The organism is Marinobacter iranensis (genome assembly GCF_029207565.1).
Lineage (GTDB): Bacteria > Pseudomonadota > Gammaproteobacteria > Pseudomonadales > Oleiphilaceae > Marinobacter > Marinobacter iranensis.
On the sequence record NZ_JANCMW010000001.1, the window covers coordinates 477,956 to 503,975 of the forward strand.

Below are 26,020 nucleotides of genomic sequence, written 5' to 3' on the forward strand. Positions count from 1 at the left end.
TAGGCCCGGCCAGGGCGACGATCAGGGGCAGAGAAACATATGCAGGACTTACTGTCACAGGACGAAATCGACGCGCTCCTCCATGGTGTTGACGATGGAGACATTGATACCTACGAGGAAGGCGACGATACCGGTATCAAGTCCTACGATCTTGCCAGCCAGGACCGCATTGTCCGTGGCCGGATGCCTACGCTGGAAATGATCAACGAGCGTTTTGCCCGCTACACTCGGATCAGCCTGTTCAACCTGTTGCGCCGAAACGCCGACGTTTCTACCGGCGGTGTTCAGATCATGAAATTCGGCGAGTATATTCACACCCTCTATGTGCCCACCAGCCTGAACCTCTGTAAGGTGCGTCCGCTCCGCGGCACGTCCCTGTTTGTTCTTGACGCCAAGCTGGTCTTCAAACTGGTGGACAATTTCTTCGGGGGTGAAGGCCGCCACGCCAAGATCGAGGGCCGGGAATTCACTCCGACGGAAACCCGCATCGTGCAGATGGTGCTGGACCAGGTCTTCCATGACATGCGGGAAGCCTGGCACGCGGTTCTGAAAGTTGATTTCGAGTACCTCAGCTCCGAGGTCAACCCGGCCATGGCCAATATTGTCAGCCCCAGTGAAGTGGTGGTGGTGAGTACCTTCCACATTGAACTGGATGGCGGGGGCGGAGAGCTGCACATGGCGCTGCCATACTCCATGATCGAGCCCATCAGGGACGTGCTTGATGCCGGTGTCCAGAGTGATATCGACGATGTGGACGAACGCTGGGTCAGCGCGTTGCAGGAAGACATCAAGGACGTGAACGTACCAATCAACACTACAGTTTGCCGGCGACGTATTTCCCTTCGTGATATTGCCAAGCTCAAGGAGGGAGACATCATACCGGTGGAAATTCCCGAACTGCTGACGCTTACGGCGAACGGTATTCCCGTTTACAAAGCCACGATGGGCACCCGGGATGGCAAGCTGGCGCTGAGAATTCATGACCGGGCGACGGTGCCCAAAGTGAAAAAACAACTGAAGGTGGGACGCAATGGCTGACGACGACAAGAAAGACGAGCAGGAACTCAGCGAAGACGAGAAGCTCGCTGCCGAGTGGGAATCCGCCATGGAAGAGTCGGGGGATGCCGACGAAGATGGCCGCGAGGACGAGTGGGCCGCTGCCATGGCAGAAGCCGGAGAAGGCGATGACGAGACCGGCGCCGGGACGAAAGACAACGTCCGTGCTGCTCCCATGGAAGAGTTTCCGGAAGGATCAAACTTCAGCCAGGGTAGCGGCCCCGCACCGGACCTGGACGTTATCCTCGATATTCCCGTCACTATCTCCATGGAAGTGGGCAATACCCAGATCCCGATTCGCAACCTGCTGCAGTTGAACCAGGGGTCGGTCATTGAACTGGACAGACTGGCGGGCGAACCGTTGGACGTGCTGGTCAACGGCACCCTGATCGCCCATGGCGAGGTGGTCATGGTGAACGAGAAGTTCGGTATTCGCCTGACGGACGTCATCAGCCCCGGTGAACGTATCAAGCGGTTGCAGAAATAGTATGACCTGGATGCCTCGTTCCGCGATTTGCCGCCGAGTGGTCAGCCTTTGCTTGATACCACTTGCACCTGCACTGGTGCACGCCCAGGAACAGGAAACCCCCGGCCAGGAAACCGCGTCGGCTCCGGATACCCTGGTGACCATGCTGAGCCTGGGTGCTGGCCTGCTGGCGGTCATTGCCATTATTTTCGGTTGTGCCTGGATTGTGCGGCGCATGAGCGGAATGACCGGTGGTAACACCCGCGCCATCAAAGTGGTCTCGGTAATGCCCATGGGCACACGGGAGCGGATTGCCCTGATTGAGGTGGGTGGTAAGCAGATCCTGATTGGCGTCACGCCCTCGGCGATTCGGACATTGCACGTGTTTGACGAACCGGTGGTCAGTGCCGGTGAGCCGGTATCCTCTGATTTCGCCCGTAAACTCCAGGGCATGATTGGCAAATCCTGGGGCTCCGGTTCTTCATCGAAGGAAGGTTCCTGACATGTCGGCGTATGTACCCGGGCGCCTCCTCGCGTTGCTGGTTCTGGTGTTCCTCACTACTTGGGCTCCCGCGGCACTGGCGGATATCCCCGGCATTCCCGCCTTCACGGTAACGCCGGGCGAGGAAGAGGGCGTACAGGAATACTCGGTGTCGCTGCAGATCCTGGCGCTGATGACAGCGCTGACCTTCCTGCCCGCCATGCTGATGATGATGACGTCATTCACCCGCATCATCGTGGTGTTCGCGATCCTTCGACAGGCCCTGGGTTTGCAGTCCACGCCGTCCAACCAGATTCTTCTTGGCCTGACCCTGTTCCTGACCATCTTCATCATGAAACCGGTGCTGGAAGAGGTCAACGAAGTGGCACTCCAGCCCTATATGCAGGAAGAACTGAGCTCATTGGAGGCGGTGGAGCAGGCCAGCCAGCCATTCCGCAAATTCATGCTGGCACAGACACGGGAAAGCGACCTGGGCCTGTTCATGCGCATCGCGGATGAGCAATATGCCACCGCCCAGGATGTATCCTTCTGGGTGCTTCTCCCGGCGTTTGTGACCAGTGAACTGAAAACCGCCTTCCAGATCGGATTTATTCTGTTTATACCGTTTCTCATCATCGACATGGTGGTTGCCAGCGTTCTGATGGCCATGGGTATGATGATGTTGTCTCCGATCATTATCTCGCTACCGTTCAAAATCATGCTGTTTGTGCTGGTGGATGGCTGGGCCCTGATTATGGGTACCCTGGCCGCCAGTTACGGGATATAGGGGGAGAGCAACCATGACACCCGAAACCGTTATCGACATCCTCCGCGAAGCCCTGTGGATGATCGTAATGCTGGCAAGCCTGATCATCGGCCCGGGGCTGGTGATTGGCCTGGTGGTCAGTACTTTCCAGGCCGCCACGCAAATTAACGAACAGACCCTGAGCTTTCTGCCCCGTCTGCTGGTTACCCTGATTACCATCATCGTGGCCGGCCCCTGGATGCTGACCCAGCTTCTTGATCATGCGAACCGGCTTATCACCAATATTCCCTATTTGATCGGCTGACCGGGCATGCCCACTGAAATCTCAGCCGACCTGATAAACCAGTGGATTGGGCAACACCTGTGGCCGCTGTTCCGCCTGGCCAGCTTCATGATGGTCATCCCCTTCATCGGCACCCAGTTGGTCCCGGCCAGAGTCCGGCTCGGACTGGCCCTGATCATCACCATCCTGGTCGTACCGATGATCCCCCCGGCACCGCAAGTTGATGCCTTCAGCGCGGACGGTGTAATAATCACCCTGCAGCAGATCCTCATCGGCGTGGGCATGGGCTTTGCCCTCACCGCACTGTTCCAGCTGTTTGTTGTGGCCGGGCAGATGATCGCCATGCAAATGGGCCTCGGCTTCGCCTCCATGGTCGACCCCGCCAACGGCATCAACGTGCCCGTGCTGGCGCAGATCTACACCATCACCATCACACTGCTATACCTGGCCATGAACGGCCATCTGGTGGCGTTTGAAGTCTTCATCGAAAGCTTCCGAACACTCCCTGTCGGCCTTGAGGGCCTGGGGCAGGAAGGCGTCTGGCAGCTCGCCCACCGCATCAGCTGGATATTTGCATCCGCCCTGTTATTGGCGCTGCCGGCGGTAACCGCCGTATTCATCGTCAACATCTCCTTCGGCGTCATGACCCGCGCCGCGCCACAGATGAATATTTTCGCGTTGGGCTTCCCGATTGGCCTGATTTTTGGATTATTCGCCATATGGGTGCTGCACGCCAATTTTCTGCCGCACTTCGAGCAGTACACCAGGGAAACATTCGAATTCATGCGGAACCTGCAGGGCCAGCCGTAAACATTAACCAGGTGTTATTGGATTGACGGTTTGGCGCGGGCCAAGCACAAAAGTTTGCCGAGGTTGATGGGGAGCCCCCTCCCCATCAACCGATACTCCGAAGAAGTCAAACCAAAGACAAAACATGGCCGAAGAAAACGACAACAGCCAGGAGAAAACGGAAGATGCCACCCCCCGAAGGCTCGAAAAAGCCAAGGAGGATGGCCAGACCGCGCGCTCCAAGGAACTGGCCACCATGGCCGTCCTGCTGGCCGGCGCCGGCGGCCTGCTGATGTTTGGCTCCTCCCTGGGCGCCTCAATGGAAAGCATCATGCGGGACAGCTTCGTACTCGAACGCTCCGCCATCTTCGACACCCGCCACATGAGCGTCCAACTGATCGCTTCAGCCAAAGAGGCGGCTCTTGCCCTGATGCCGCTGCTGATACTGTTGCTCGTCGCCGCCATCGCCGGCTCCATTGGCATCGGCGGCCTCCTGGTCAGCGGCAAAGCTATCGCCCCGAAGCTCAACCGCATGGACCCACTCAAGGGCCTGAAGCGCATGTTCTCCATGCGCTCACTGATAGAACTCGTCAAAGCCATCCTCAAAGTGGGACTGGTCATGGCTGTTGCCATCCTCATCCTCAATCTGCGTACCGACGATTTGCTCAGCATTTCCGAAGAGCCTGCCAGGTCCGCCATGGAGCATGTGCTATGGACCCTGGGGTGGAGCTTCTTCATCCTCGCCTGCGCCACCATCGTCATTGCCGCAATTGACGTACCGTTCCAGATCTTCGACCACCAGAAAAAGCTGCGCATGACGTTGCAAGAGGTCAAGGACGAGTACAAGGACACCGAAGGCAAGCCAGAGGTGAAGGGGAGGATCCGCCAGTTACAGCGTGAGATGGCCCAGCGCCGGATGATGCAGGATGTGCCCGGGGCGGATGTGGTCATCACCAATCCGACTCATTACGCGGTGGCGTTGAAGTATGACCAGAAGAAGATGGCGGCACCGATTGTGGTGGCAAAAGGGTTTGACGAAACGGCGTTCAAGATAATGGAGATTGCCCGCGAGCATAAGGTGGAGATTCTCCGCACGCCGCCTTTGACCCGGGCGGTTTACCACAATACCGAGGTGGGCGGTGAGATCCCGGATGGCCTGTATATGGCCATTGCCCAGGTTCTCGCCTATGTATTCCAGCTCCGGCAGTTCCGTAAAGGGCGTGGCCAGAAGCCCCATGTTCCGGATTTTCCGATTCCTTCGGATTTGCGGCGGGATGTTTGAGCTTTGAGTTTGCCTGCGTTCAGCCTGATGGTTGTGGGGGAGGTGGTTCGTCGGGTGGGCATTCCAAAACACGCTCAAGCACATCCATGTGGCGCTTGAGCTCCGCCATCCATGGCTCCGCACAGTTTTGGAATGCCCACCCGACGAACCACTTTGGGCCTAACAGGTATCTCGAGAACTTTCTGAACGTAGGTCGGATTAGCGAAGCGTAATCCGACAAATGGCTTCAATATGGAACACGGGATGTCGGATTACGCTTCGCTAATCCGACCTACGAAGTCATTGCTAGCGATATCACCGTTGCTCGAGCGGGTGTGGGGAAGGGCCTCCCAAAAACGTGGAGCGCCAGGGATGGCGCGACCGAGCCCTACATGGACGTATTCACGGGCGTTTTTTGGGAGGCCCTTCCCCACATCCGCCGCCCCCGAATTATCAGTCAAAAAGTCAGGACCAGGCCTCAATAACCCGAACCATAGGATCATGCCGGCTTTCGGGAATCGGAAGGCGACCATAGAAGTTCGCAGGATTGTGGACCGCTACGGAAGGGAACCCGCACGCAGTAAAATGCTCAGCACCCTGCTGGTCGTTCAGGAAATGGAAACTGACATCACTTCGCGTAACCGATCCCAGCAAGCCACCGAGGGCTTTCAGGCTACCTCGCAACAACGGCTGGCCCGGCATCAAGTAGCTTTCGGACAGGTAGGCCGAACCGGGGCGTTCCTGCATCAGCCGGGCCAGGCGCTTCCAGAACTCTGACATGACCGGCAGGGAGAAGTAGCTGGTCAGGCCTTCGGTGACCACAACCATCGGGGCGTTGTTGTCGAAAGCTCTTGCCACAACCGCCTCCATGGACTGCTCACCGGATGTTGCCAGGATATCGATGGGCATTACCTGGTGTTGATCGCCGAGCCGGCCAGCAACCAGCAATCTTGCCGCTTTGCGGGTGGCCATGTCGGGGAGGTCGGCTTCCACCATGTGGAGGTGCGGGTACCTGTCTCGCAGGCGGATACCCCGGGGCGACATGCCGCAGGCAATTTCCAGTACCTGGGTGACGCCGCGCTCGAGTGCCTGTTCGACCAGGTGGTCGATAATCAGGTGGCGCTGTAACAGGAAGGTGCGGATGTTGCCGCCGATGAGTGCCTTGCTGCCGGCCTCGAAGGGCGTCATCAGGTGGTAGAGCCAGCGGCCCTGATCGGTGGCCAGTACGTCATCCGAGAGCCCGTGCCGGTGCCAGACGGCACCGGTGTAGAGGGCGGTAAAGCTGATGCCGGAGCTGTCAGTCACTTGCTCTGGACGGCTGTCAGAGGGTGTCGTTCTCATGGATCCTTTTCCCCCATGCCTCGCCGCTGCCCGGCAGGATCAGGTTCAGGGCGATGGCCACCACGGCGCACAGGGCAATGCCTTCCAGATTGCCTATTGCCATGCCGCCGATGCCGAATACCAGGGTGACGGCCACAATCACCAGGTTACGTGCCTGGGACAGGTCGACCTGGTGGCGGATCAGGGTGTTCAGGCCGACGACGGCAATGGAGCCGAACAGCAGGCACAGGATACCGCCCATTACCGGTGCCGGGATGGTTTGCAGTGCCGCGCCGAACTTGCCGACGAAGGCCAGCACGATGGCGATGCAGGCGGCCCAGATCATGACTTTCGGATTGAAGTTTTTGGTCAGCACCACAGCACCGGTGACTTCGGAGTAGGTGGTGTTGGGCGGGCCACCGAGGGCTGAAGCGGCGCTGGTGGCCAGGCCATCGCCCAGGAGGGTGCGGTGCAGGCCGGGCTTTTCCAGGTAATTTTTGCGGGTAACGGTGCCGATGGCGAGGATGTCGCCGATGTGTTCAATGGCCGGCGCAATGGCGACGGGAATCATGAACAGGATGGCCGCCCAGCTGAACTCCGGTGCCACGAAGTTGGGGATGGCGAACCAGGGCGCGTTGGTGATGGGGGACAGGTCCACGATGCCGGCGATGGCCGACAGGATGTAGCCGACGATGATACCGAACATGATCGGTATCAGGCGGAAGATTCCGCTGGACCAGACCGCCATGATGACAGTGACCACCAGGGAGATCATCGCGATCCAGATCGCGGTGTCGTAGGGCACCAGTTGCTCCGCTCCGTCGCCAGTGCGGCCAGAGGCCATATGGACGGCGACTGGTGCGAGACCCAGGCCGATCACCATGATTACCGGGCCGATCACCACGGGTGGCAGCAGGCGGGTGACGAAGCCGGTGCCGCGCAGGCGCACCGCGCCGCTGAGGATAATATAGAGGACACCCGCCGCCATCAGGCCACCCAGGGTTTCTTCCAGGCCAAAGCGGCCCTTGGCAGCGATAATCGGGGCAATAAAGGCAAAGGAAGACGCCAGGAAGATCGGAATTTGCCCGCCGGTGACAATATGGAATATCAGTGTGCCAATGCCGGCGGTGAACAGGGCCACGTTGGGATCAAGCCCGGTAATGAGTGGCATGAGCACCAATGCGCCAAAGGCCACCAGCAACATCTGTGAGCCGGCAATGGCCTGTTTCCAGACCGGGTCGTTGGTATGGTCCTGCATGGTCACACGTCCTTCTGCTTGGTGCCGAAAATCTTGTCGCCGGCATCACCAAGCCCGGGGAGGATGTAGCCTTTCTCGTTCAGCCGCTCGTCGATCGAGGCGGTATAGATGGACACATCCGGGTGTTTGTCCAGTACCTTCTTTATACCTTCCGGAGCGGCCACCAGCACCAGTGCGCGGATTTCATGACTGCCCGCTTTCTTCAGCAGATCAATGGTGGAAATCATCGAGCCGCCGGTAGCCAGCATGGGGTCCACAATCATGGCCATGCGTTGGTCCAGTTCGCCCACGAGCTTTTCAAGATAGGTGCTGGCCTCCAGGGTTTCCTCGTTTCTCACCTGGCCGACAACACTCACGCGGGCGCCCGGAATCAGGGTGAGAACGCCGTCCAGCATGCCCATGCCGGCGCGCAGGATAGGAACGATGGTGACCTTCTTGCCCTGGATCTGCTCGATCTCAACCGGGCCCGCCCAGCCCTCAATGGTTTTTTTCTGGAGAGAGAAATCCTTGGTGGCCTCGTAGGTCAGCAGGGCACCCACTTCTTGTGCCAGTTCCCGGAAATTCTTGGTGCTGATGTCGGCGCGGCGCATCAGGCCGAGTTTGTGGCGGATAAGGGGGTGCTTGACCTCGTGGATTGGCATGGGGCTCACCTTTGCGTGTTGTGCGTGTCTGGATCAATGACGTGATTGTGCCCAGCGTAACCGCTGGCAAATGGCGCAAGGATACCGTATCTGGACAGGTCCGTCAGGCGTGGCGTGAATAAAACCGGTGAGGAGTGGTACGGATCTTGCGAACACCCCTTCAAACGATGCGTCTGCGTCAAAAAAACGACCCGCAAACCCCTGCGGTTAGCCGCCAATTGGAGAGTTTCCCGGCATGGACCGAGCGCTAGTCCTCAATAATGTCAAATCCCTGACGCGGGGTAATCTGGGTGTTCCCATCTTGGTGATGGGTCTGCTGGGCATGATGATCCTGCCCATGCCGGCGTTCATGCTGGACGTGTTTTTCACCTTCAACATCACCCTGTCCATCGTCATCCTTCTGGTGTGCGTGTACGCCCTGCGCCCGATGGAGTTTGCTTCCTTCCCGACGGTACTGCTGGTGGCCACCTTGCTGAGGCTTGCACTCAACGTGGCGTCCACGCGAATTGTGCTGCTCAATGGCCATGAGGGTGGGGACGCAGCAGGTAAGGTCATCGAGTCCTTCGGCGCGGTGCTGATTGGTGGCAACTACGCCGTTGGCCTGGTGGTTTTCGCCATCCTGATGATCATCAACTTCCTGGTGGTGACCAAGGGCGCCGGCCGGGTGTCGGAGGTGAGCGCCCGCTTTACCCTGGATGCCATGCCCGGCAAGCAGATGGCGATTGATGCCGACCTCAACGCCGGCCTGATCAATCAGGAGGAGGCCAAGCACCGCCGCTCTGAAATTGCCCAGGAGGCCGACTTCTATGGCTCCATGGATGGTGCCAGCAAATTCGTCAAGGGCGATGCCGTTGCCGGCCTGCTGATCCTGGCCATCAACCTGATCGGCGGTATCGCCATCGGCATGATTCAGCATGGGCTGGATTTTGGCACTGCTACCCAGAACTACGCGTTGCTGACCATTGGTGACGGCCTGGTAGCGCAGATTCCGTCGCTGCTGCTCTCCACGTCTGCGGCCATTATGGTGACCCGGGTAACGTCCAGCCAGGACATGGGCGGGCAGATACTGCAGCAGATGTTCAATGCACCCCGGGCGTTGGCCATTGCGGCGGTGATCCTGATTATCCTGGGCCTGATACCGGGCATGCCTCATGTGGCATTCCTTGGCCTTGGCGCCATTGCCGGCGGCATTGCCTGGTTTATCTGGCAACAGGAACGCCAGACCGTTGAGGAGGATGGGGTCTACCCGGTCCGGGGTGGCGGTGCCAGGCCGGCTGGCCGTGATCTGCCTTCGGGTGGTGATGGTGGCGACCAGGGCGCACAGCTTCCACCGCCGGGTGAGACCCGGGAGTTGGGCTGGGACGACGTCGCAACGGTGGACATTGTTGGCCTGGAAGTGGGCTATCGCCTGATTCCCCTTGTGGATAAATCACAGGGTGGGCAATTGCTCAGCCGGATCAAGGGCGTGCGAAAGAAACTCTCCCAGGACCTGGGGTTCCTGATGCCCTCGGTTCATATCCGCGACAACCTTGACCTGATGCCGAACGTGTATCGCATCACCCTGATGGGCGTCACCATCGCTGAGGCCGAAATTCATCCGGACCGGGAACTGGCCATCGATCCCGGCCAGGTATTTGGCAAGATCGAGGGTATTGAAGGCAAGGACCCCGCCTTCGGCCTGGATGCAAGCTGGATAGAAACAGGGAAGAAAGACCAGGCACAGACCCTGGGTTACACCGTGGTGGACGCAAGTACCGTGGTGGCGACCCACCTGAATCAGATCCTGCAGAAACATGCCCATGAGCTGCTTGGCCATGAGGAGGTGCAGAAGTGGCTGGATCAGCTTGAAAAAGTCTCTCCGAAACTCGCGGAAGAGCTGGTGCCCACCACCATTTCCATCAGCCTGTTGCTGAAAGTGCTGCAGAACCTGCTGAAAGAAGAGGTGCCGATCCGGGATATGCGCTCCATTGCCGAAGCCATCGTGAACGTCCATCCCAAGAGTCAGGATCCGAAACTGCTGACCACGGTTGCCCGCCAGTCGCTGCGCCGAATGATTGTTCAGAGCATTTGTGGCAACGACGCCGAGATCCCGGTGATCACTCTGGATCCAGACCTGGAACAGTTATTGCTGAAGTCTATGCAACAGAGTCAACAATCTGGCGGTCAGGAAGACATCGGGCTGGTGCTGGAGCCGAATATGGTCGAGAAACTCCAGCGTTCGCTCCGGGACAGCGTCCAGCGACAGGAGATGTTGGGTAAACCAGCGATCCTGCTGGTGTCCGGGCCACTGCGGCCGGTGCTGGCGAAGTTCGCGAGCTTCGGGGTAGAGCGCCTGCATGTACTGTCGTACCAGGAAATTCCGGATAACAAACAGATCACCATTGTGGCATCCGTGGGCCAGTAAAGGCCGCGGCTGGCAAGGCGGAAGGCGCTGGAAAGCGCTGACCGGGGAGGAAGAGTCATCATGAAAGTAAAACGGTTTTTTGCCCAGAGCATGGCAGAGGCACTGCGTCAGGTGCGTGATCAGATGGGCCCCGATGCCGTGATCCTGTCCAATCGCCGCGTGGATGGTGGTGTCGAAATTGTGACAGCGCTGGACTACGACGAAAATATGGCGCGCCAGCGACTCGGTGACGCTGCCCGTGAAGCCACTAACGGCTCCCGGTTGGCAGAGCTGCAGGCGGAACAGCATCGCCGCCTGGAGGACGAGCTTGGCCGCTCCCGTGATCGCATCCGCGAAGTGCGGGAGAAGCGTGCTGCTGCAGGCCAGGCTGGCCACGGCGGGGCTTTTGGCCACACAGGGCTGTCGGCGGAGTCGCTAGCTGATGAAGATATGTCGCTTGAGGAGCCGGCCGTCGCCAGTTCAGATTATTCCGGAGAGTTGGCGCAGATGCGTGCGGAAATCAGCTCCCTCCGCGACCTGGTCAGCGCCCGGCATAACAGTGAGCCTGAAAGGCCTGCGGTGAATGCGGTACAACAGCGGTTGTCTGAAAAGTTGCAGGAATTCGGTCTGGGCCTGGAACTGGCCAATTCCCTGTCCCGGCGCCACCGCGCCGGACGGCTTGAGGATGGCTGGAAGCAGTCCCTGAAAATTCTGGCCGCCGGGGTGAAAACCGCGCGTGCCGAGTGGGCGGAAGAAGGCGGTGTCTATGCACTTGTCGGGCCGACGGGGTCTGGCAAGACCACGACCATCGGCAAGCTGGCTGCGCATTACGTGCTGAACCACGGCCCTGACTCCCTGGCACTGGTCACCACGGACCGCTACCGGGTGGCCGCCCATGAGCAACTGTTCGTATTCGGGCGTATCCTGAATGTACCTGTAAGGGTGGTGGACGAGACCCATTCCCTGGATGACATACTGGATGAGTTGTCGGACCGCCACCTTGTGCTGATTGATACGGCGGGCCTGACAAGCACGGACAAGGGCTATGAAGAGCAACTCACGGAGCTTGCCCGCAGTCACCACCGCATTCGGACCCACCTGGTGGTTTCGGCAACCAGTCAGCCACGCATCATGAAATCCGTCTGGCATTGCTATAAGATGGCAAATCTTACGGGTTGTGTGATGACCAAAATTGATGAAGCACTGACTCTGGGAGAATCGCTGGGATTTGTCATGGAAACGGGATTGCCGGTGGCCTACTACACCGACGGACAGAAGATCCCGGAAGACCTGCACCACGCTGAACCTATTCCGCTGGTGCGGCTGGCCGTGGAGAGGCTGAGGAAACTCCAGCAGCAAGAGGCAGTCGCTGTTTAACAACAACACAGCCAGCGGTTAAACGTGGCAAGAGATCAGAGTCAGTATGAGCAAACCACATCCGGTACAGGTGATTGCGGTTTCCGGCGGGAAGGGTGGCGTTGGCAAAAGTAACGTTGCCGTCAACCTTGGCATTGCCCTCTCGCAGAAAGGGCGTCGTGTCGTGCTGCTGGATGCCGATCTCGGCCTTGGCAATATCGACGTATTGCTGGGGATTACCGCCAACCGAAACATTCAGGATGTTATTTCCGGCGAATGCGATCTTCGTGATGTACTGGTGAACGGCCCGGGCGGAATCAAGATTGTGCCGGCTTCCTCCGGTACCCAGCGCATGACCCAGTTGTCCACGCTAGAGCATGCCGGCCTGATCAATGCATTCAGTGAATTGGGCGACCAGATTGATGTACTGATTGTGGATACCGCAGCCGGTATATCCGAATCTGTGATCAGCTTTCTGCGTGCTTCACAGGAAGTTTTGCTGGTTGTATGCGACGAGCCTACCTCCATCACAGACGCCTACGCGCTGATCAAACTGATGAACCGGGATTATGGCACCAACCGCTTCCGTATCCTGGCGAACCAGGTGCGTAATGAACAGGAAGGTCGACATCTATTTGAAAAACTGACTCGCGTTACCGAGCGCTTTCTCGATGTGGCACTACAATATGTAGGCATGGTGCCTTACGATGAAGCCGTAAAGAAGGCAGTACAGCGCCAGCGCGCTGTGCTGGACGCCTATCCCCGTGCCAAGGCATCGTTGGCCATCAAGAGCCTGGCGGAAAAAGTCGACAGTTGGCCATTGCCACAGTCGCCCCGGGGACATCTGGAATTCTTTGTGGAGCGGCTCGTCGAAGTCTGATTTTGATCCTGTCACTGAAAAGCCGGATACATGACATTGGCGAAAGAACTTGGAATCTATCACCGGACCGGCACACGGGGGCCTTCCCAGCTTATTGAGGAGCAGGCCCCGCTGGTCAAGAAAATCGCACTCCATCTGATGGCCCGGTTGCCCGCATCGGTTCAGCTGGATGACCTTATGCAGGCCGGCATGATCGGTCTGCTGGAAGCGGCCCAGCGATACAGCTCCACCAAAGGGGCCACCTTTGAAACCTACGCGGGCATCCGGATCCGTGGTGCCATGGTGGACGAAATTCGCAAGGGTGACTGGGTCCCCCGTTCCGTTCACAGAAATTCCCGCCGTATTGCCAAAGCCATCAAGGCCGTAGAGGACCGGTTTGGCCGGGAGGCCCAGGACTCGGAAGTCGCGGAAGAACTTGGGCTGAACCTTGATGAGTACTATTCCTCCCTGAGCGATGCCAACAGTGGCCGACTTTTTAGTCTGGATGAGCTCAATGAATCCGGCGAGCTGCCGATAGAAGAAACAGAGGGCAGTGATAACCCGCTGGATGATCTGGCATCTGACAATTTCCGGAAGAATCTGGCCTCGGCTATCGGTAACCTGCCCGAGCGTGAAAAGCTGGTGCTCAGCCTCTATTACCAGGAAGAGCTGAACCTGAAGGAAATCGGTGCCGTGCTGGGCGTCAGCGAAAGCCGGGTAAGCCAGATCCACAGCCAGGCGGCGCTTCGCCTGCGGGGCCGTCTCGCCGACTGGCAGCATTAGATGCGCCACCAGGCGGTTGAACATCATTGCAAAGCATTCTTTACTGTAGCCTTTTGGTAACCGGTGCTTTACAACCGGCCCAAAGGCCACACAATAAGCGGTCAAACAGCCGGCCTGCTAGACTGTGAGCCGGAAGCCAAAAACGAATGCCGGGCGTTTTTAACTGGAGGTCCCATTGGACAAGAACATGAGAATCCTGATCGTGGATGACTTCTCCACAATGCGACGGATCATCAAGAACCTGCTTCGTGATCTCGGTTTTACCAACACCGATGAAGCAGACGATGGCAATACGGCGCTGCCGATGCTCAGGAGCGGCAAATACGATTTTCTGGTAACTGACTGGAACATGCCGGGCATGTCAGGGCTTGACCTGCTCAAGGAAGTCCGTGCCGATGAGAACCTCAAGACCCTGCCTGTGCTTATGGTGACCGCCGAGGCGAAGCGCGACCAGATCGTTGCTGCGGCCCAGGCCGGTGTGAACGGCTATGTGGTCAAGCCGTTCACGGCAGCCGTACTCAAGGAGAAGATTGAGAAGATCTTCGAACGCATCCAGTAATCAGAGGTCGGACGGCTTCCATGGGCAATAGTAAACAAGACCAACAGGGCCTCGATCCAGAGGTGAAGGAGAAGCTCCGCAGCCAGGCTGCTGAACTGGTTAATAAGATCGATGCCGGCGACTATGGCCAGGCTATGACCCTGATCAATGAATTGGGTGAGGTTAGGGACCAGAGCCTGTATCAAGAGGTTGGTCGGCTGACGCGCAGTCTCCACGAGGCGATTCGAAACTTCCAGATTGATCCGCGTAACGCCGAACAGTCTGAAGCGTTGTCGAAGATGACTGATGCCTCGGATCGCCTGGAATACGTGGTTCAGATGACCGGAAAGGCAGCAAACCGGACTATGGACCTGGTCGAGGAAGCCATGCCCAGGGCCAGTGCCATCCGCGATGAAGCTGCGGAGCTGCGCGATGAGTGGCAACGGCTGCGCCGCCGTGAGATGGCTCCCGCGGAGTTCCGTGAACTCTATGCCCGTATCGATACGTTTTTTGTCACCCTGAACAATGATGCCGGAGCCATGTACGACAATCTGTCGGAGATTCTCCTGGCCCAGGATTTTCAGGACCTGACGGGGCAGGTTATCCAGAAGGTGACCGCCCTGGTCAAGGAGGTGGAAGAACACCTGCTGAGCCTGGTAGTGATGGCGAGCCATGTGGACCAGATGACCGGCACCGTGCACGAGCTGGAAGAGCGGGAAAAGATATCAGCGGAACAGGGTGTCGGCCCACAGATCAAGGCCGCAGAGCGTGAAGATGTAGTGTCGGGACAGGACGATGTTGATGATCTTCTGTCCAGTCTCGGTTTCTGAGTAAAGAGGGTAACGCATGGCGTTTGATGCCGATGAAGAGATCCTGCAGGACTTCCTTGTTGAAGCAGGCGAGATACTCGAGAAGCTGTCTGAGCAACTGGTCGACCTGGAGCAACACCCGGACGACAGTGATCTGCTCAACGCCATCTTCCGTGGTTTTCACACCGTAAAGGGCGGCGCCGGGTTCCTTCAGTTGGATGCCCTGGTGAACTGCTGTCATTCCGCGGAAAACGTGTTCGATATCCTGCGCAACCACAAGCGCAAGGTGGATTCGGAACTGATGGACGTGGTGCTGGAAGCCCTGGACCACGTCAACGCCATGTTCGAGCAGGTTCGTCACCATGAGGAGCTCACACCGGCTCCCGACGAACTGATTGCCGCCCTGGACGCACTGGCGCAACCGGCTGGCGAAGCTCCGCAAAAGGGTGCAGCGGTTGTTGACCATGCTGAAGAGAGCACCGCCCAGGACAGCGCCTCTGGCGAGGACAACGGTGATATCACCGATGACGAATTCGAGCAGTTGCTGGATGCCCTGGCCGACGAGAAAAACAACGTATCGGCTGCCAGCGCCGGCGATAAACCGGCCTCTGGTGGCGATCAGAAAACTGGCGGCGACGACGAAATCTCCGACGATGAATTCGAGGCCCTGCTGGACCAGTTGCATGGCAAGGGCCAGTTTTCAGGCCCGCCCGAAACCGACGAAGCCGATAGTGGAGAGCAGAAAACTGCCGCTAGTGATACCGCAAGTGGCAAGAAGGCCGGTGACGACCTGATCTCGGACGACGAGTTCGAGAAGCTCCTCGACGACCTTCATGGCAAGGGCGGCAGCCCCACGGCGGATTCCGACAAGACGCCGCCAACACCCGCCGCGGGGAAACCGGCTGCAAAGCCTGCCAGTGACAAGGCTGACAAACCTGCCAAGCCTGCTGGCAAGGCGGAAAAAGCGCCGGCTGAAGATAAAGGCGGCGCAACATCCGCGGCGCCCGCCATGCCTGCCCGTGACGCCAATGCGGCGGTGGCGGAAACCTCCGTGCGTGTGGACACCAAGCGTCTCGATGACATCATGAATATGGTTGGCGAGCTGGTGCTGGTGCGTAACCGGTTGCAGCGCCTTGGCGCCCAGAGTGAAGACGAGCACATGCACAAGGCCGTCTCCAACCTGGATGTGGTGACCACAGACCTCCAGTCTGCCGTGATGGCAACGCGGATGCAGCCGATCAAGAAAGTCTTTGGTCGATTCCCCCGCGTGGTTCGGGATCTGGCTCGCAGCCTCAAGAAAGAAATCAACCTTGAAATGCACGGCGAGGATACCGACCTCGACAAGAACCTTGTCGAAGCGCTTTCCGATCCCCTTGTTCACCTGGTCCGCAATTCGGTTGACCATGGCATTGAGGCACCGGATGTCCGCGCAAAGGCGGGCAAGCCCCGGCAGGGCAGGGTAACCCTCTCTGCTGAGCAGGAAGGCGACCATATCCTGTTGTCCATCGAGGATGACGGTGCCGGCATGGACCCCGATGTGCTACGCCGCAAAGCGGTGGAGAAGGGCATCTATGAACAGGATGCCGCTGATCGGCTGACCAACACCGAATGCTATAACCTGATATTCGCCGCCGGTTTCTCCACCAAGGACCAGATCTCCGACGTGTCTGGCCGTGGCGTTGGCATGGATGTGGTCAAGACCAAGATTGGCCAGCTCAACGGCCAGTTGAGCGTGGAGTCCGAGCTCGGCAAGGGGTCGCGCATCATTATCAAGGTGCCACTGACTCTCGCCATCATGCCCACGCTGATGATCATGCTTGGAGACCAGTCCTTTGCCTTGCCCCTGGTGAACGTGGTTGAGATTTTTCATCTTGATCTGAGCAAGAAGAATATTGTGGATGGCCGCGAGTGCATCGTGGTCCGTGACAAGGTGTTCCCGCTGTTCCACATCAAGCGCTGGCTGGTTAAAGGAACGACCGGTGAACCGGAGCCGGGGAACGCCCACGTGGTGATCGTGGCCATGGGCACGCGGCGTGTCGGCTTTGTGGTTGACCAGTTGATCGGGCAGGAAGAAGTGGTGATCAAACCCCTTGGCCGGGCCCTGCAGGGAACGCCGGGTATGGCGGGTGCAACCATCACCGGCGACGGCCGGATTGCACTCATAATTGATGTTCCGAGCCTGCTGCAGAACTACGGCTGACAAGACGTCGGCAGGCCCAGGTTTAGGAGAAATGGATGACGGTTTCTGTCCTGGTCGTTGATGATTCAGGGTTCTTCCGCAAGCGACTGACGGAAATCCTGACCGCTTCCGGTCAGATCAAGGTGATTGGCGTGGCCACAAACGGCCGCGAGGGTGTGGAACTTGCTGAAAAGCTGCGCCCCGACGTCATCACCATGGACTACGAGATGCCCGTTATGGACGGCATAAGCGCCGTCCGCGAGATCATGAAACGGCACCCGGCGCCGGTATTAATGTTCTCGTCCCTGACCTACGAGGGAGCCCGGGTTACCCTGGATGCCCTTGAGGCCGGTGCCGTTGACTTCCTGCCCAAGAATTTCGAGGAAATCGCCCGGGATTCCAGCCAGCTCCAGAAAATACTGATTGAACGTGTACTGGATGTGGCGGGCAGCCGACCCGGCACAAAACCCCCGCCGTCTCCCCCTGCGCGCCCGACGCCGTCTTCCCGTGCTCCCGTTTCCGAGCCTGCAAAACGCAGTGTGCCGGAGAGGCCTTCAGTGCCGGACAGGGCATCCCGCAGCGGCGTCCCGGAGTCCGAAGCGCCTCCCAGACGCGCTGCACGCCGAGGTGCCGCCAAACACTACAATGTGGTTGCCATCGGGACATCAACCGGTGGGCCGGTGGCATTGCAGCGGGTGCTGATGGCGTTACCAGTCGGGTTCCCGGCGCCCATTGTTCTCGTCCAGCACATGCCGGCCAGTTTCACCCCGGCCTTTGCCGAACGGCTGAACAAGCTCTGCCGCATTGAAGTGCGCCAGGCAGAGGACGGTGAGATGCTGAAACCCGGCGTTGCCCTGCTGGCACCCGGGGGCAAGCAGATGATGATCGAAAATCGTGGCGGACAGGGCAGGGTAAGGATTCTGCCCGGCGATGACCGGCTTAACTACAAGCCCTGTGTGGATGTGACCTTTGGCTCGCTCGCCCGTAGCTTTCCGGGCAAGACCCTGGGGGTGATCCTCACCGGCATGGGCTCGGACGGTAAGGAGGGCTGTCGGCTGATGAAGCAGAGTGGTTCCGATATCTGGTCCCAGGACGAGAAAACGTCGGTAATCTACGGTATGCCAATGGCTGTGGCCAAGGCCGGTCTGACGGATGAAGTCCTTGCGCTTGATGACATCGGCCCCCGCCTGGTTGAAGGGGTGAGCTGATGGATATTCTCAGCCTGCTGGGGGTTATCCTTGCGTTTGTGGCCATCCTTGGTGGCAACCTGCTGGAAGGCGGCGCTATCAGCTCACTGTTCAATGGCCCCGCCGCGCTAATTGTGATCGGTGGCACTCTGGCAGCGACTATTCTCCAGACCTCCTGGCCGCTGCTTAAGCGAGCCTTTTCCCAGGCGCGCTGGGTGTTCTTTCCGCCGTATATCAGCCTGGAAGATGGTATTGGCAAAGTTATTGACTGGAGTGTGAAAGCCCGAAAGCAGGGCTTGCTGGGGCTGGAAGGGTTGGCGGAGAAAGAACCCGAGCGCTTCGCCCGCAAGGGGCTGCAGCTACTTGTGGACGGCGCCGAGACTGAAACCATCCGCAGTATTATGGAAGTGGACCTGGAATCCCGCGAGCAACGGGACCTGGAGTCCGCGCGGGTGTTTGAGGCCATGGGCGGCTATTCGCCTACTATCGGTATTATTGGTGCGGTGATGGGGCTGATCCAGGTGATGACCAATCTTGAGGACCCGCAATCCCTCGGCAGCGGTATTGCTACCGCCTTTGTGGCCACCATCTACGGCGTGGCACTTGCCAACCTGCTGTTCTTCCCGATTGCCAACAAGCTGCGGGGAATCCTCCGGGAACGCACCCGATATGAAGACATGATGATCGACGGTATCATTGCCATCGCTGACGGCGAGAACCCGAAATCCATCGAGCTGCGCCTGCGGGGTTTCCTGTGAGACGTCGCAGGCGGCAGGATGATGATCTTCACAACAAGGAGCGCTGGCTGATTTCCTACGCCGACTTCATAACCCTGCTGTTTGCGTTCTTTGTGGTGATGTATTCGGTGTCGTCGGTGAACGAGGGCAAGTACAAGGTGCTGTCCGAAACGCTGACAGGCGTCTTCAATGCACCACAGCGCTCCTTCCAACCCGTTGAAGTGGGCGACCAGCCCCGCCGGTCAACGCCCCAGGCCGCCGAAGATGTAATCGACCCCCCAGTAACGGAAGCCCCGCAAAACCCCTCTATGAATGAACAGGGGCGTACCGAAGCCCTTCGTGCCATGGCGGACCAACTGGCGCTGGAGTTCGATGAGTTGATCAATCAGGGTGTGGTGACACTGGAAACCAGTGATGAATGGCTGGAGCTCAGCCTGCGTAATAGTCTGCTGTTTGGCAGCGGCGATGCGGAACCCCACTACGATGCTTTTGAGGTAGTGGAGAAGATCGCCGGTGTTCTCCGCAACCGCGACAACGCCATCCGGGTAGAGGGGTTTACCGACAACCTCCCTATACGAACCAATGCTTTTCCCTCAAACTGGGAACTCTCGGCCGCCAGGGCTGCAGCCATTGTGCGAATGCTGACGATGGAGGGCGTTGAAGCCGAACGCCTGGCAGCCGTAGGCTATGGTGAACACCAGCCGGTGGCCCGCAACGACACCGAGGAAGGCCGGCGCCGCAACCGCCGCGTGGTCCTGCTGGTCTCCCGGGACGCCAGCATCCGCGGGGCCATGCGATAACCGCTTTGCACTCAGTCACTTGCAGGACGATGACGGAAGGTCCCTATAGGCAAGTTGGCACAATATCTGTATTAACTCCCGTACATCTTTGGTGTCGGCAATCCCTTGCCGGATTGTTTTCAAGTTGAGCGGACGATGGCCGATAACTCCCTATGGTTTCCGGCGTTTCCGGGGCTGATATTTTTGGAGAGTGCAGCGTGCGAATCTGGGCAGTAGCCAATCAGAAAGGCGGTGTGGGTAAAACCACATCGGTGGTGGCGTTGGGTGGTCTGCTGGCCGAAAGCGGTAAACGCGTGCTGGTGGTAGACCTGGACCCCCACGGCTCGCTTACAAGCTGGTTCGGGTATGACCCGGACACCATTGCCCATAGCGTGTATGACCTCTTCCAGCACCAGGGCAAGGTGCCTGATGGCCTGCCCGCCCAACTGATTACTGAAACCAGTTGCCCGGGCCTCTCTCTGTTGCCGGCCAGTACCGCACTGGCGACCCTTGAACGGCGAATGGTGGGTGTCGAGGGGATGGGGCTGATTATATCCCGTGCCCTGGCCCAGCTGTGGGACGACTTTGATTATGTCCTGCTGGACAACACGCCGTCCCTGGGCGTGTTGATGGTGAACGCGCTTGCCGCCGCCCAGCACCTGGTTATCCCCGTCCAGACCGAGTTTCTGGCCATCAAGGGTCTTGAGCGGATGCTGCACACGCTGACCATGATCATGCGCTCCCAGAAAAACCAGCTTTCCTACACCATCGTGCCGACGCTGTTTGACCGGCGCACCCAGGCCTCGGTGAAAAGCCTCAACCAGTTGCGAAAAACCCACACCGACACCCTCTGGCGCTTCGCCATTCCGGTGGATACCAAATTCCGGGATGCCAGCCAGGCCGGCGTAACGCCGTCGGCACTGGATGCGGGAACCCACGGTGTGAGGGCCTATGTCCGCCTGTTGAGCGACCTGCAGGAAATGACCGGCACAGTGGCGGAGCGCCGCCATGCCTGACAAAAAATTGACACAGGTGGCGGACCCCACGTCCGCCATCGCCAGTTACCTGGACGAGTTGCTCCATACAGCGACCGACGGCGCCCTGCAGGAAGAGCCCGAACCGCCTAAGCCGGTAGCCCGTGAACGTACGCGTGTAGCGCCCCCGCCTGCGCGCGTTGTGGCCAGGACCGCTGCAAAAACAGAGGTTGAGACCCGCAAGCCAGTGACACCGGTGGCCGAAAAGGCGCCGGAGGTGAAGCCGCCACCGATTGAGCAGAAGCAGGCCGCCGATATTCCGTCGCCTCCCGAGCCAGAGCCCCCCGGGCGGCCGGAATGGTCAGACAAGCCGTTCGAGTGCCTGATCTTCACGGTTGCCGGGCTGCAGCTGGCGGTTCCCCTGATACTGTTGGGCGCCATCCATCGCATCGAGGAGCCGGTCAAGCCGATTCCCGGCAGCCCCCGTTGGTACATGGGCATGCGCCCTGACCGGGATCATAACCTGCGGGTGGTGGATACCGCCGAGTGGATCATGGCTGGCCGCGCGCCGGCTGATGCAAGGGACAACTACCGCTTCGTGATCCGGCTGGACAGCAGTGAATGGGGTCTGGCCTGTGACGACGTGGCCCAGTCCTTTACCCTGAAGCCGGACGAAGTTCGCTGGCGCACGGCCCGTAGCAAGCGGCCCTGGCTGGCGGGTACGGTCGTTGACCATATGTGCGCGTTGGTCGATGTGAAAACCATGGCGGATTTGCTGGTGCGGGCCGAGCGTGAACACCACCTCGACCTGAGTTAGGCCGTTATTCGATTACATCGGTTACCGAATGAAACCGTGCTCTGCTGGCACGGTTTGTGCCCTGAACTATAGTATTGGGCACTGATGATGAATTTTTGACGATCAGGCTGCCCGCCGGGCAGCCGAACAGGAGACACAAGGCTATGGCATCCCCGAGCGGACAGCAAAATCAGGCCCAGGATGATCAGGTACTGCAGTACGTAACCTTCAGGCTGGATGACGAAACCTATGGCATTGACGTCATGCAGATCCAGGAAGTGTTGCGGTACACCGAGATCGCGCCGGTTCCGGGTGCTCCGGACTACGTTCTGGGCATCATCAACCTGCGCGGCAATGTAGTGACCGTTATAGACACCCGCCGTCGCTTTGGGCTGGCGGATGCGGAAGTAACGGACGCGACACGCATTGTGGTGATGGAGTCATCCAACCAGGTGATGGGTATCCTGGTGGATTCCGTGGCTGAGGTGGTGTACCTGAAAGCCAGTGAAATAGAGACCGCGCCCAACGTGGGGAACGAGGAAAGTGCCAAGTTCATCCAGGGCGTGTGTAACAAGAACGGCGAACTGATCATATTGGTCGAGTTCGACAAGATGTTGACAGACCACGAGTGGGCTGAAATCTCCGCACTGTAATACCGGCTGTCGCCGGACAGCAGGCAGGATGGGCGCCCCGTGGTTCAACTAACCGAGGACGTCCATCATGTTTGCAGAAATCTCTTCCCTGGCACCGTGGCTTCTGACAGTCGCTGCTCTGGGCCTGTTGTTTGCCCAGGGCCTGTTGTCACGCCGTGAAAACCGGAAGCTCCGGGAACAACTGAAAGAGCGTTGCGAAACCCTGGGCAGGGAGCTCCACGCAACGGCCAGTGGCAGCATGGGGGTCGGGCAGCGGGTGGTTACCTGTGAGCGACAGCTTCACGAACTGCGCGGCATGCTGGATGAAATGCGGCAGAACGATCCCCTCAGGATTTCCTACGACGAAGCCTCCAGGCTGGTAGACCTGGGAGCGGATATCGACGACCTGATGAACACCTGCGGTATCTCCCGCCCGGAGGCCGAGCTGGTTTCCGCGCTACGCAAGCGCCAGGCTGCATAAGCCGGGGAGCAATCAGTCTGCCCGGGGCCGCCCGGCGTCCTCTGGCGTACGGCCCTGCAGATTGAAGGCAAAGGCAAGAATTTCCGCCACAACCCGGTACAGGGTTTCCGGGATCTCGTCGTTCAACTCCAGCCGTGCCAGTATGCTGGCCAGCTCCGGGTTTTCGTAAAGCGGCACGTTGTGTTCACGGGCAATGCGGATAATCTCTTCCGCCAGTTCGTGGGTGCCGCTTGCGGCAATGACGGGGGCCCGCTCGCCATCGTATTTCAGTGCCACTGCTGCTGGTGAGTCCGTGTTTCGGTTCTCTCTTCTCATTATTGCTACTCATTTTTGCTGCCCATTTCCACTGCTCATACCCTGGTGTCCACAAGCCGGTGTTCAAGACGGGTGCTCGCGCCTTGTGGCGTCCCGCGGCGACACTCCAGATCAACTACGTCCAGACCAATATCCGACAGGCTCTTGCGTAACTGTGGCAGGTCTTCCCGCACCTGGCGCAGCGTTGACTGTTTCTCCGCCCACACCTGCGCTGATACCTGATCCTGCCGCAGGGAAACATCGAAATGCAGAGGCCCGGCCTCGTCCAGGTCCATGGCAAGCGACAGCCGCCACTCCGTTGCCCGGGCTTTCCCGGCTTGCTGGTGTTCGCTGTCAGGCCGTTCCTGTTCAATCCGCAGCTGTGCAATCCGGGGTTCGTTGTTGGGGTTCAGCCAGGGCAGTTCCAGTAACAGGGTTGATACCGGCGTTGGCGCTTCAGCGGTCGTCCGGGTGGACAGTACCTGGCTATGCAGCTGGTTGACGGTAATGCGATTAAGCATGCCTGCCAGCAGCCTTAACATCTGCCCGACGGTTGGCTCGGCCGAGGATTGTGGCGGTGGTGGCGGAAAGGTATTGGGAAATTGCAGTGGTGCCTGCATGAGCTCCGGGCTGGGTAACGGAGTAAGCCGGTTGAACGCGTCGGGACCGTCTCCTTGCTGTGCGAGCAGGGTGGTGATGATTCGCCCGATAGCCAGCTTCAGGTCGGGCAGGGTTGCCTCAGGTGCCCTGGCAAGCCGCGATTCAGCAAACAGCCCGCTCTCCTCAACCCACTGCTTCAGTTGGTTTGCCGCACCGGGTTGGGTTCCGGCGCCCGGCGTCAAGGACTGGCTGGAGGGCAATCTTGCCACCAGTTGTTCAATCGCCTGCCTGACCGGTTGTGGAAGTGGTTGTGGTGGGGCGTTGAGCGGTGTGCCCGTTGCTCCGCTGTCGGGTCTTGCGCCGCCGGTCAGCGCGGTCAGCACTCTGGCAAGGCCGGCATCAATGGATTGCTGCCAGGGCAGGCGTTGGGCCAGTGCCCTGGAAATACCCGCTTCCGGCGCCTGGGCCAGCTTGCCCATCAATTGCAGCTCGTTGCCTGCCCGCATGACCTTGACCCAGTCACCGGTTTCCAGTGACGTGTCACCGATCGCCGCCTGGACGGTCAGCGACTGGCCGCGGATATCCAGTAACAATTGTGCTCCGGCTGATGACTGGCGGCTGATCACTTCCGCCACACGTGCGAGGGTCGCTTCGCGGTTGGCAAGCTTGAGCTGATCAAGCTGCACACGGGCGGATGCCGCGTCCAGTCTGGCGGAGGGCTGTTCGCCGGTGGGCCGGTTGGTTGCCGGCACCGGTGAATCGGATTTGGGTGGTGGTGTGGGGTTACCGTTTGGTAATTTCATTGCCACTGATTTGATGTCAGACAAGAGTAATTCTGAGGCGCTTTCGCTATAATACGCCCCGCCGGTAAGTATTGCCTTTCCGAACGTCTGAACCCGCCGGGTCAGTAATGTGTACACCAGCTCTGGGGCCCCGATGTCTGAGCCGTTACTACAGGCTGTCAATCTGCAGTGTGAGCGCGCTGACCGGACGCTGTTCCGGGATCTTTCTTTATCCATACTGCCCGGTACGCTGACCCGTGTCGAGGGCCCCAACGGTTCCGGCAAAACCACGCTGCTGAGAATTCTGGCGGGATTGAATGACAGTTACAGCGGCGACCTGCTCTGGCGGGGTAAAAGCCGCCACGCCTACCGGGAAGAATTCCTCCGCAACATGCTCTATCTGGGCCATCGACCGGGCATCAAGCCGTTGTTGACCCCCATGGAAAACCTCCGGGCCCTGATGGCAGGGCGCAGACCGCTTCCGGACAAAGTGCTCTGGCAGGCGCTGGAAGGTACTGGCCTGGGTGGTTTCCAGAATGTGCCCAGCCGCAACCTGTCTGCCGGGCAGCAGCGTCGGGTCGCCCTTGCCAGGCTACTGATCGCGGATGAACCCCTGTGGATACTGGATGAGGTATTCACTGCGATCGACCGGCATGGGGTGGCTGCCCTGGAACGATTGCTGCAGGAACGGGTTGAGAGTGGTGGCGCCATCGTGGTGACCACACACCACGACCTGTACCTGCCTTCGATGCATCGGATTACCCTGGGAGGCGGTGATGACCATGGCCTCTGAAACCGGGCTGCCCATTTGCACGCCGGATATGTCGGTGGGCACGTTGTCGGCGATGAAGGCCGTATTTGTCCGGGATCTGAAAATCGCATTGCGCCAGCCCCAGGATCTGCTGAATCCGTTGCTGTTTTTCGTCATGGTTGTCACCCTTTTCCCCCTCGGGGTTAGTCCGGAAGTGTCATTTCTGCGGGAGGCCGGTAGCGGTATCCTCTGGGTTGCCGCACTGCTGTCCGTGTTATTGTCGCTGGACCATCTGTTCCGTCATGATTTCGACGACGGCACGCTGGAACAACTGGTGCTCCAGCCCCAGCCGCTGTTCCTGCTGGTACTGGCCAAATCTCTGGCGCACTGGGTGCTCACCGGCCTGCCTCTGGTGCTGTTGGCGCCGGTTCTCGGGGTGATGGTGCATCTGGAAGGGAACTCTATTGCGGTTCTGTGTCTAACGCTGCTGATCGGAACGCCGGTGCTCAGCCTGATTGGCTCCATCGGTGCGGCACTGACACTCGGGTTGCGATCGGCGGGAGTGCTCTTGTCCCTGCTGATCATTCCGCTGTACATTCCGGTGCTGATTTTTGGCACTGGTACGGTAATGGCCGCTTCGGAGGGCGCGCCGGTGGGCGGACAACTTGCGCTGATGGGCGCATTCCTGGTGCTGGCCCTGACACTGGCCCCGTTTGCATCGGCCGCAGCGCTGCGAATCAGTCTGTCCAACAGTTAAAAGGTAATAAGGTAACGACCTG

The 26,020-nt window shown here is 59.1% G+C and carries 28 protein-coding genes; 23 read left to right on the forward strand and 5 right to left on the reverse strand.

The features are described from left to right. Nucleotides 1–39: 39 nt before the first annotated feature. The 7 genes from fliM to flhB all read left to right on the forward strand — a co-directional run bounded on the left by fliM (nt 40) and on the right by flhB (nt 5,123). Entirely contained in the window at nt 40–1,038 is a 999-nt protein-coding gene (gene fliM, locus NLU14_RS02260) for a flagellar motor switch protein FliM (RefSeq protein WP_275704532.1), read from the forward strand. Next, on the forward strand, nt 1,031–1,543 hold the full coding sequence (gene fliN / locus NLU14_RS02265; protein ID WP_275704533.1) for a flagellar motor switch protein FliN: 513 nt from the start codon (nt 1,031–1,033) through the stop codon (nt 1,541–1,543). The genes fliM and fliN overlap by 8 nt, the downstream gene beginning before the upstream one ends. Nucleotides 1,544–1,553: 10 nt before the next feature. Continuing rightward, a complete protein-coding gene (gene fliO, locus NLU14_RS02270) occupies nt 1,554–2,024 on the forward strand; it encodes a flagellar biosynthetic protein FliO (protein WP_420845023.1) in 471 nt (156 codons plus the stop codon). Nucleotide 2,025: 1 nt separating this feature from the next. Then, nucleotides 2,026–2,790 carry a flagellar type III secretion system pore protein FliP gene (gene fliP / locus NLU14_RS02275; RefSeq protein WP_275704535.1) on the forward strand — a complete coding sequence of 255 codons (765 nt, stop codon included), beginning with the start codon at nt 2,026–2,028 and terminating at the stop codon, nt 2,788–2,790. 13 nt (nt 2,791–2,803) lie between these two features. Beyond that, on the forward strand, nt 2,804–3,073 hold the full coding sequence (fliQ, locus tag NLU14_RS02280) for a flagellar biosynthesis protein FliQ (RefSeq protein ID WP_275704536.1): 270 nt from the start codon (nt 2,804–2,806) through the stop codon (nt 3,071–3,073). Nucleotides 3,074–3,079: 6 nt separating this feature from the next. Continuing rightward, nucleotides 3,080–3,862 carry a flagellar biosynthetic protein FliR gene (fliR, locus tag NLU14_RS02285; protein WP_275704537.1) on the forward strand — a complete coding sequence of 261 codons (783 nt, stop codon included), beginning with the start codon at nt 3,080–3,082 and terminating at the stop codon, nt 3,860–3,862. A 124-nt stretch (nt 3,863–3,986) separates the two neighbouring features. Next, on the forward strand, nt 3,987–5,123 hold the full coding sequence (flhB, locus tag NLU14_RS02290) for a flagellar biosynthesis protein FlhB (RefSeq protein WP_275704538.1): 1,137 nt from the start codon (nt 3,987–3,989) through the stop codon (nt 5,121–5,123). Between the two features lie 444 nt (nt 5,124–5,567). On the opposite strand, the gene NLU14_RS02295 is transcribed toward flhB, so the two are convergent. From NLU14_RS02295 to upp, 3 genes are read right to left on the reverse strand one after another with little or no spacing between them, the layout of a single operon-like run. Continuing rightward, nucleotides 5,568–6,443: a class I SAM-dependent methyltransferase gene (locus NLU14_RS02295; RefSeq protein WP_275704539.1), complete on the reverse strand. Its 876-nt coding sequence runs from the start codon at nt 6,441–6,443 to the stop codon at nt 5,568–5,570. Beyond that, nucleotides 6,424–7,680 (reverse strand): uracil-xanthine permease family protein, encoded by a 1,257-nt coding sequence (locus tag NLU14_RS02300; RefSeq protein ID WP_275704540.1) that lies wholly within the window; start codon nt 7,678–7,680, stop codon nt 6,424–6,426. Before NLU14_RS02300 ends, NLU14_RS02295 begins: the two co-directional genes overlap by 20 nt. A gap of 2 nt (nt 7,681–7,682) precedes the next feature. Further along, nucleotides 7,683–8,321, reverse strand: coding sequence for a uracil phosphoribosyltransferase (gene upp / locus NLU14_RS02305; protein WP_275704542.1), 639 nt, complete (start codon nt 8,319–8,321; stop codon nt 7,683–7,685). Between the two features lie 235 nt (nt 8,322–8,556). On the opposite strand from upp, the gene flhA reads away from it, so the two are divergent. The 14 genes from flhA (at nt 8,557) to NLU14_RS02375 (ending at nt 22,814) form a co-directional block, all read left to right on the forward strand. Next, on the forward strand, nt 8,557–10,725 hold the full coding sequence (gene flhA, locus NLU14_RS02310; protein WP_275704543.1) for a flagellar biosynthesis protein FlhA: 2,169 nt from the start codon (nt 8,557–8,559) through the stop codon (nt 10,723–10,725). Between the two features lie 60 nt (nt 10,726–10,785). Continuing rightward, nucleotides 10,786–12,081, forward strand: coding sequence for a flagellar biosynthesis GTPase FlhF (flhF, locus tag NLU14_RS02315; protein ID WP_275704544.1), 1,296 nt, complete (start codon nt 10,786–10,788; stop codon nt 12,079–12,081). A gap of 46 nt (nt 12,082–12,127) precedes the next feature. Continuing rightward, the gene (locus tag NLU14_RS02320; protein ID WP_275704545.1) at nt 12,128–12,940 is read left to right on the forward strand and encodes a MinD/ParA family protein; all 813 of its coding nucleotides are present in this window, start codon (nt 12,128–12,130) and stop codon (nt 12,938–12,940) included. Nucleotides 12,941–12,970: 30 nt separating this feature from the next. Then, nucleotides 12,971–13,702: an RNA polymerase sigma factor FliA gene (locus tag NLU14_RS02325; protein WP_275704546.1), complete on the forward strand. Its 732-nt coding sequence runs from the start codon at nt 12,971–12,973 to the stop codon at nt 13,700–13,702. A 175-nt stretch (nt 13,703–13,877) separates the two neighbouring features. Beyond that, the gene (gene cheY / locus NLU14_RS02330) at nt 13,878–14,261 is read left to right on the forward strand and encodes a chemotaxis response regulator CheY (protein ID WP_275704547.1); all 384 of its coding nucleotides are present in this window, start codon (nt 13,878–13,880) and stop codon (nt 14,259–14,261) included. A gap of 20 nt (nt 14,262–14,281) precedes the next feature. Next, nucleotides 14,282–15,070, forward strand: a complete 789-nt coding sequence (locus tag NLU14_RS02335) for a protein phosphatase CheZ (RefSeq protein ID WP_275704548.1) — start codon at nt 14,282–14,284, stop codon at nt 15,068–15,070. 16 nt (nt 15,071–15,086) lie between these two features. Beyond that, a complete protein-coding gene (locus NLU14_RS02340; protein ID WP_275704549.1) occupies nt 15,087–17,249 on the forward strand; it encodes a chemotaxis protein CheA in 2,163 nt (720 codons plus the stop codon). Nucleotides 17,250–17,284: 35 nt separating this feature from the next. Further along, a complete protein-coding gene (locus tag NLU14_RS02345) occupies nt 17,285–18,436 on the forward strand; it encodes a protein-glutamate methylesterase/protein-glutamine glutaminase (protein WP_275704550.1) in 1,152 nt (383 codons plus the stop codon). Continuing rightward, entirely contained in the window at nt 18,436–19,173 is a 738-nt protein-coding gene (locus NLU14_RS02350; RefSeq protein WP_275704551.1) for a flagellar motor protein, read from the forward strand. The genes NLU14_RS02345 and NLU14_RS02350 overlap by 1 nt, the downstream gene beginning before the upstream one ends. Continuing rightward, entirely contained in the window at nt 19,170–19,952 is a 783-nt protein-coding gene (gene motD, locus NLU14_RS02355; protein ID WP_275704552.1) for a flagellar motor protein MotD, read from the forward strand. The genes NLU14_RS02350 and motD overlap by 4 nt, the downstream gene beginning before the upstream one ends. A 197-nt stretch (nt 19,953–20,149) precedes the next feature. Beyond that, a complete protein-coding gene (locus tag NLU14_RS02360) occupies nt 20,150–20,947 on the forward strand; it encodes a ParA family protein (protein WP_275704553.1) in 798 nt (265 codons plus the stop codon). Continuing rightward, complete coding sequence (locus NLU14_RS02365; RefSeq protein WP_275704554.1) at nt 20,940–21,722, forward strand: chemotaxis protein CheW; 783 nt, start codon at nt 20,940–20,942, stop codon at nt 21,720–21,722. Before NLU14_RS02360 ends, NLU14_RS02365 begins: the two co-directional genes overlap by 8 nt. A 143-nt stretch (nt 21,723–21,865) precedes the next feature. Then, nucleotides 21,866–22,354, forward strand: a complete 489-nt coding sequence (locus NLU14_RS02370) for a chemotaxis protein CheW (protein WP_275704555.1) — start codon at nt 21,866–21,868, stop codon at nt 22,352–22,354. A gap of 67 nt (nt 22,355–22,421) precedes the next feature. Next, nucleotides 22,422–22,814 carry a DUF2802 domain-containing protein gene (locus tag NLU14_RS02375; RefSeq protein ID WP_275704556.1) on the forward strand — a complete coding sequence of 131 codons (393 nt, stop codon included), beginning with the start codon at nt 22,422–22,424 and terminating at the stop codon, nt 22,812–22,814. Nucleotides 22,815–22,826: 12 nt separating this feature from the next. Here the strand turns inward: NLU14_RS02375 and NLU14_RS02380 are convergent, their stop codons facing one another. Beyond that, nucleotides 22,827–23,129, reverse strand: coding sequence for an EscU/YscU/HrcU family type III secretion system export apparatus switch protein (locus NLU14_RS02380; RefSeq protein ID WP_275704557.1), 303 nt, complete (start codon nt 23,127–23,129; stop codon nt 22,827–22,829). Nucleotides 23,130–23,164: 35 nt separating this feature from the next. Beyond that, a complete protein-coding gene (fliK, locus tag NLU14_RS02385) occupies nt 23,165–24,511 on the reverse strand; it encodes a flagellar hook-length control protein FliK (protein ID WP_275704558.1) in 1,347 nt (448 codons plus the stop codon). A gap of 133 nt (nt 24,512–24,644) precedes the next feature. Between fliK and ccmA the strand changes: the two genes are divergently transcribed. Together ccmA and ccmB are read left to right on the forward strand one after the other, a co-directional pair. Beyond that, entirely contained in the window at nt 24,645–25,283 is a 639-nt protein-coding gene (ccmA, locus tag NLU14_RS02390) for a cytochrome c biogenesis heme-transporting ATPase CcmA (RefSeq protein WP_275704559.1), read from the forward strand. After that, entirely contained in the window at nt 25,267–25,998 is a 732-nt protein-coding gene (gene ccmB / locus NLU14_RS02395; protein ID WP_275704560.1) for a heme exporter protein CcmB, read from the forward strand. Before ccmA ends, ccmB begins: the two co-directional genes overlap by 17 nt. The last annotated feature ends 22 nt before the right edge of the window (nt 25,999–26,020 follow it).

Coding starts and splice junctions, on each gene's coding strand:
- fliM (WP_275704532.1), top strand. CDS start 40: ATGCAGGACTTACTGTCACAGGACGAAATCGACGCGCTCCTCCATGGT.
- fliN (WP_275704533.1), top strand. CDS start 1,031: ATGGCTGACGACGACAAGAAAGACGAGCAGGAACTCAGCGAAGACGAG.
- fliO (WP_420845023.1), top strand. CDS start 1,554: ATGCCTCGTTCCGCGATTTGCCGCCGAGTGGTCAGCCTTTGCTTGATA.
- fliP (WP_275704535.1), top strand. CDS start 2,026: ATGTCGGCGTATGTACCCGGGCGCCTCCTCGCGTTGCTGGTTCTGGTG.
- fliQ (WP_275704536.1), top strand. CDS start 2,804: ATGACACCCGAAACCGTTATCGACATCCTCCGCGAAGCCCTGTGGATG.
- fliR (WP_275704537.1), top strand. CDS start 3,080: ATGCCCACTGAAATCTCAGCCGACCTGATAAACCAGTGGATTGGGCAA.
- flhB (WP_275704538.1), top strand. CDS start 3,987: ATGGCCGAAGAAAACGACAACAGCCAGGAGAAAACGGAAGATGCCACC.
- NLU14_RS02295 (WP_275704539.1), bottom strand. CDS start 6,443: ATGAGAACGACACCCTCTGACAGCCGTCCAGAGCAAGTGACTGACAGC.
- NLU14_RS02300 (WP_275704540.1), bottom strand. CDS start 7,680: ATGCAGGACCATACCAACGACCCGGTCTGGAAACAGGCCATTGCCGGC.
- upp (WP_275704542.1), bottom strand. CDS start 8,321: ATGCCAATCCACGAGGTCAAGCACCCCCTTATCCGCCACAAACTCGGC.
- flhA (WP_275704543.1), top strand. CDS start 8,557: ATGGACCGAGCGCTAGTCCTCAATAATGTCAAATCCCTGACGCGGGGT.
- flhF (WP_275704544.1), top strand. CDS start 10,786: ATGAAAGTAAAACGGTTTTTTGCCCAGAGCATGGCAGAGGCACTGCGT.
- NLU14_RS02320 (WP_275704545.1), top strand. CDS start 12,128: ATGAGCAAACCACATCCGGTACAGGTGATTGCGGTTTCCGGCGGGAAG.
- NLU14_RS02325 (WP_275704546.1), top strand. CDS start 12,971: ATGACATTGGCGAAAGAACTTGGAATCTATCACCGGACCGGCACACGG.
- NLU14_RS02335 (WP_275704548.1), top strand. CDS start 14,282: ATGGGCAATAGTAAACAAGACCAACAGGGCCTCGATCCAGAGGTGAAG.
- NLU14_RS02340 (WP_275704549.1), top strand. CDS start 15,087: ATGGCGTTTGATGCCGATGAAGAGATCCTGCAGGACTTCCTTGTTGAA.
- NLU14_RS02345 (WP_275704550.1), top strand. CDS start 17,285: ATGACGGTTTCTGTCCTGGTCGTTGATGATTCAGGGTTCTTCCGCAAG.
- NLU14_RS02350 (WP_275704551.1), top strand. CDS start 18,436: ATGGATATTCTCAGCCTGCTGGGGGTTATCCTTGCGTTTGTGGCCATC.
- NLU14_RS02365 (WP_275704554.1), top strand. CDS start 20,940: ATGCCTGACAAAAAATTGACACAGGTGGCGGACCCCACGTCCGCCATC.
- NLU14_RS02370 (WP_275704555.1), top strand. CDS start 21,866: ATGGCATCCCCGAGCGGACAGCAAAATCAGGCCCAGGATGATCAGGTA.
- NLU14_RS02375 (WP_275704556.1), top strand. CDS start 22,422: ATGTTTGCAGAAATCTCTTCCCTGGCACCGTGGCTTCTGACAGTCGCT.
- NLU14_RS02380 (WP_275704557.1), bottom strand. CDS start 23,129: ATGAGAAGAGAGAACCGAAACACGGACTCACCAGCAGCAGTGGCACTG.
- fliK (WP_275704558.1), bottom strand. CDS start 24,511: ATGAAATTACCAAACGGTAACCCCACACCACCACCCAAATCCGATTCA.
- ccmA (WP_275704559.1), top strand. CDS start 24,645: ATGTCTGAGCCGTTACTACAGGCTGTCAATCTGCAGTGTGAGCGCGCT.
- ccmB (WP_275704560.1), top strand. CDS start 25,267: ATGACCATGGCCTCTGAAACCGGGCTGCCCATTTGCACGCCGGATATG.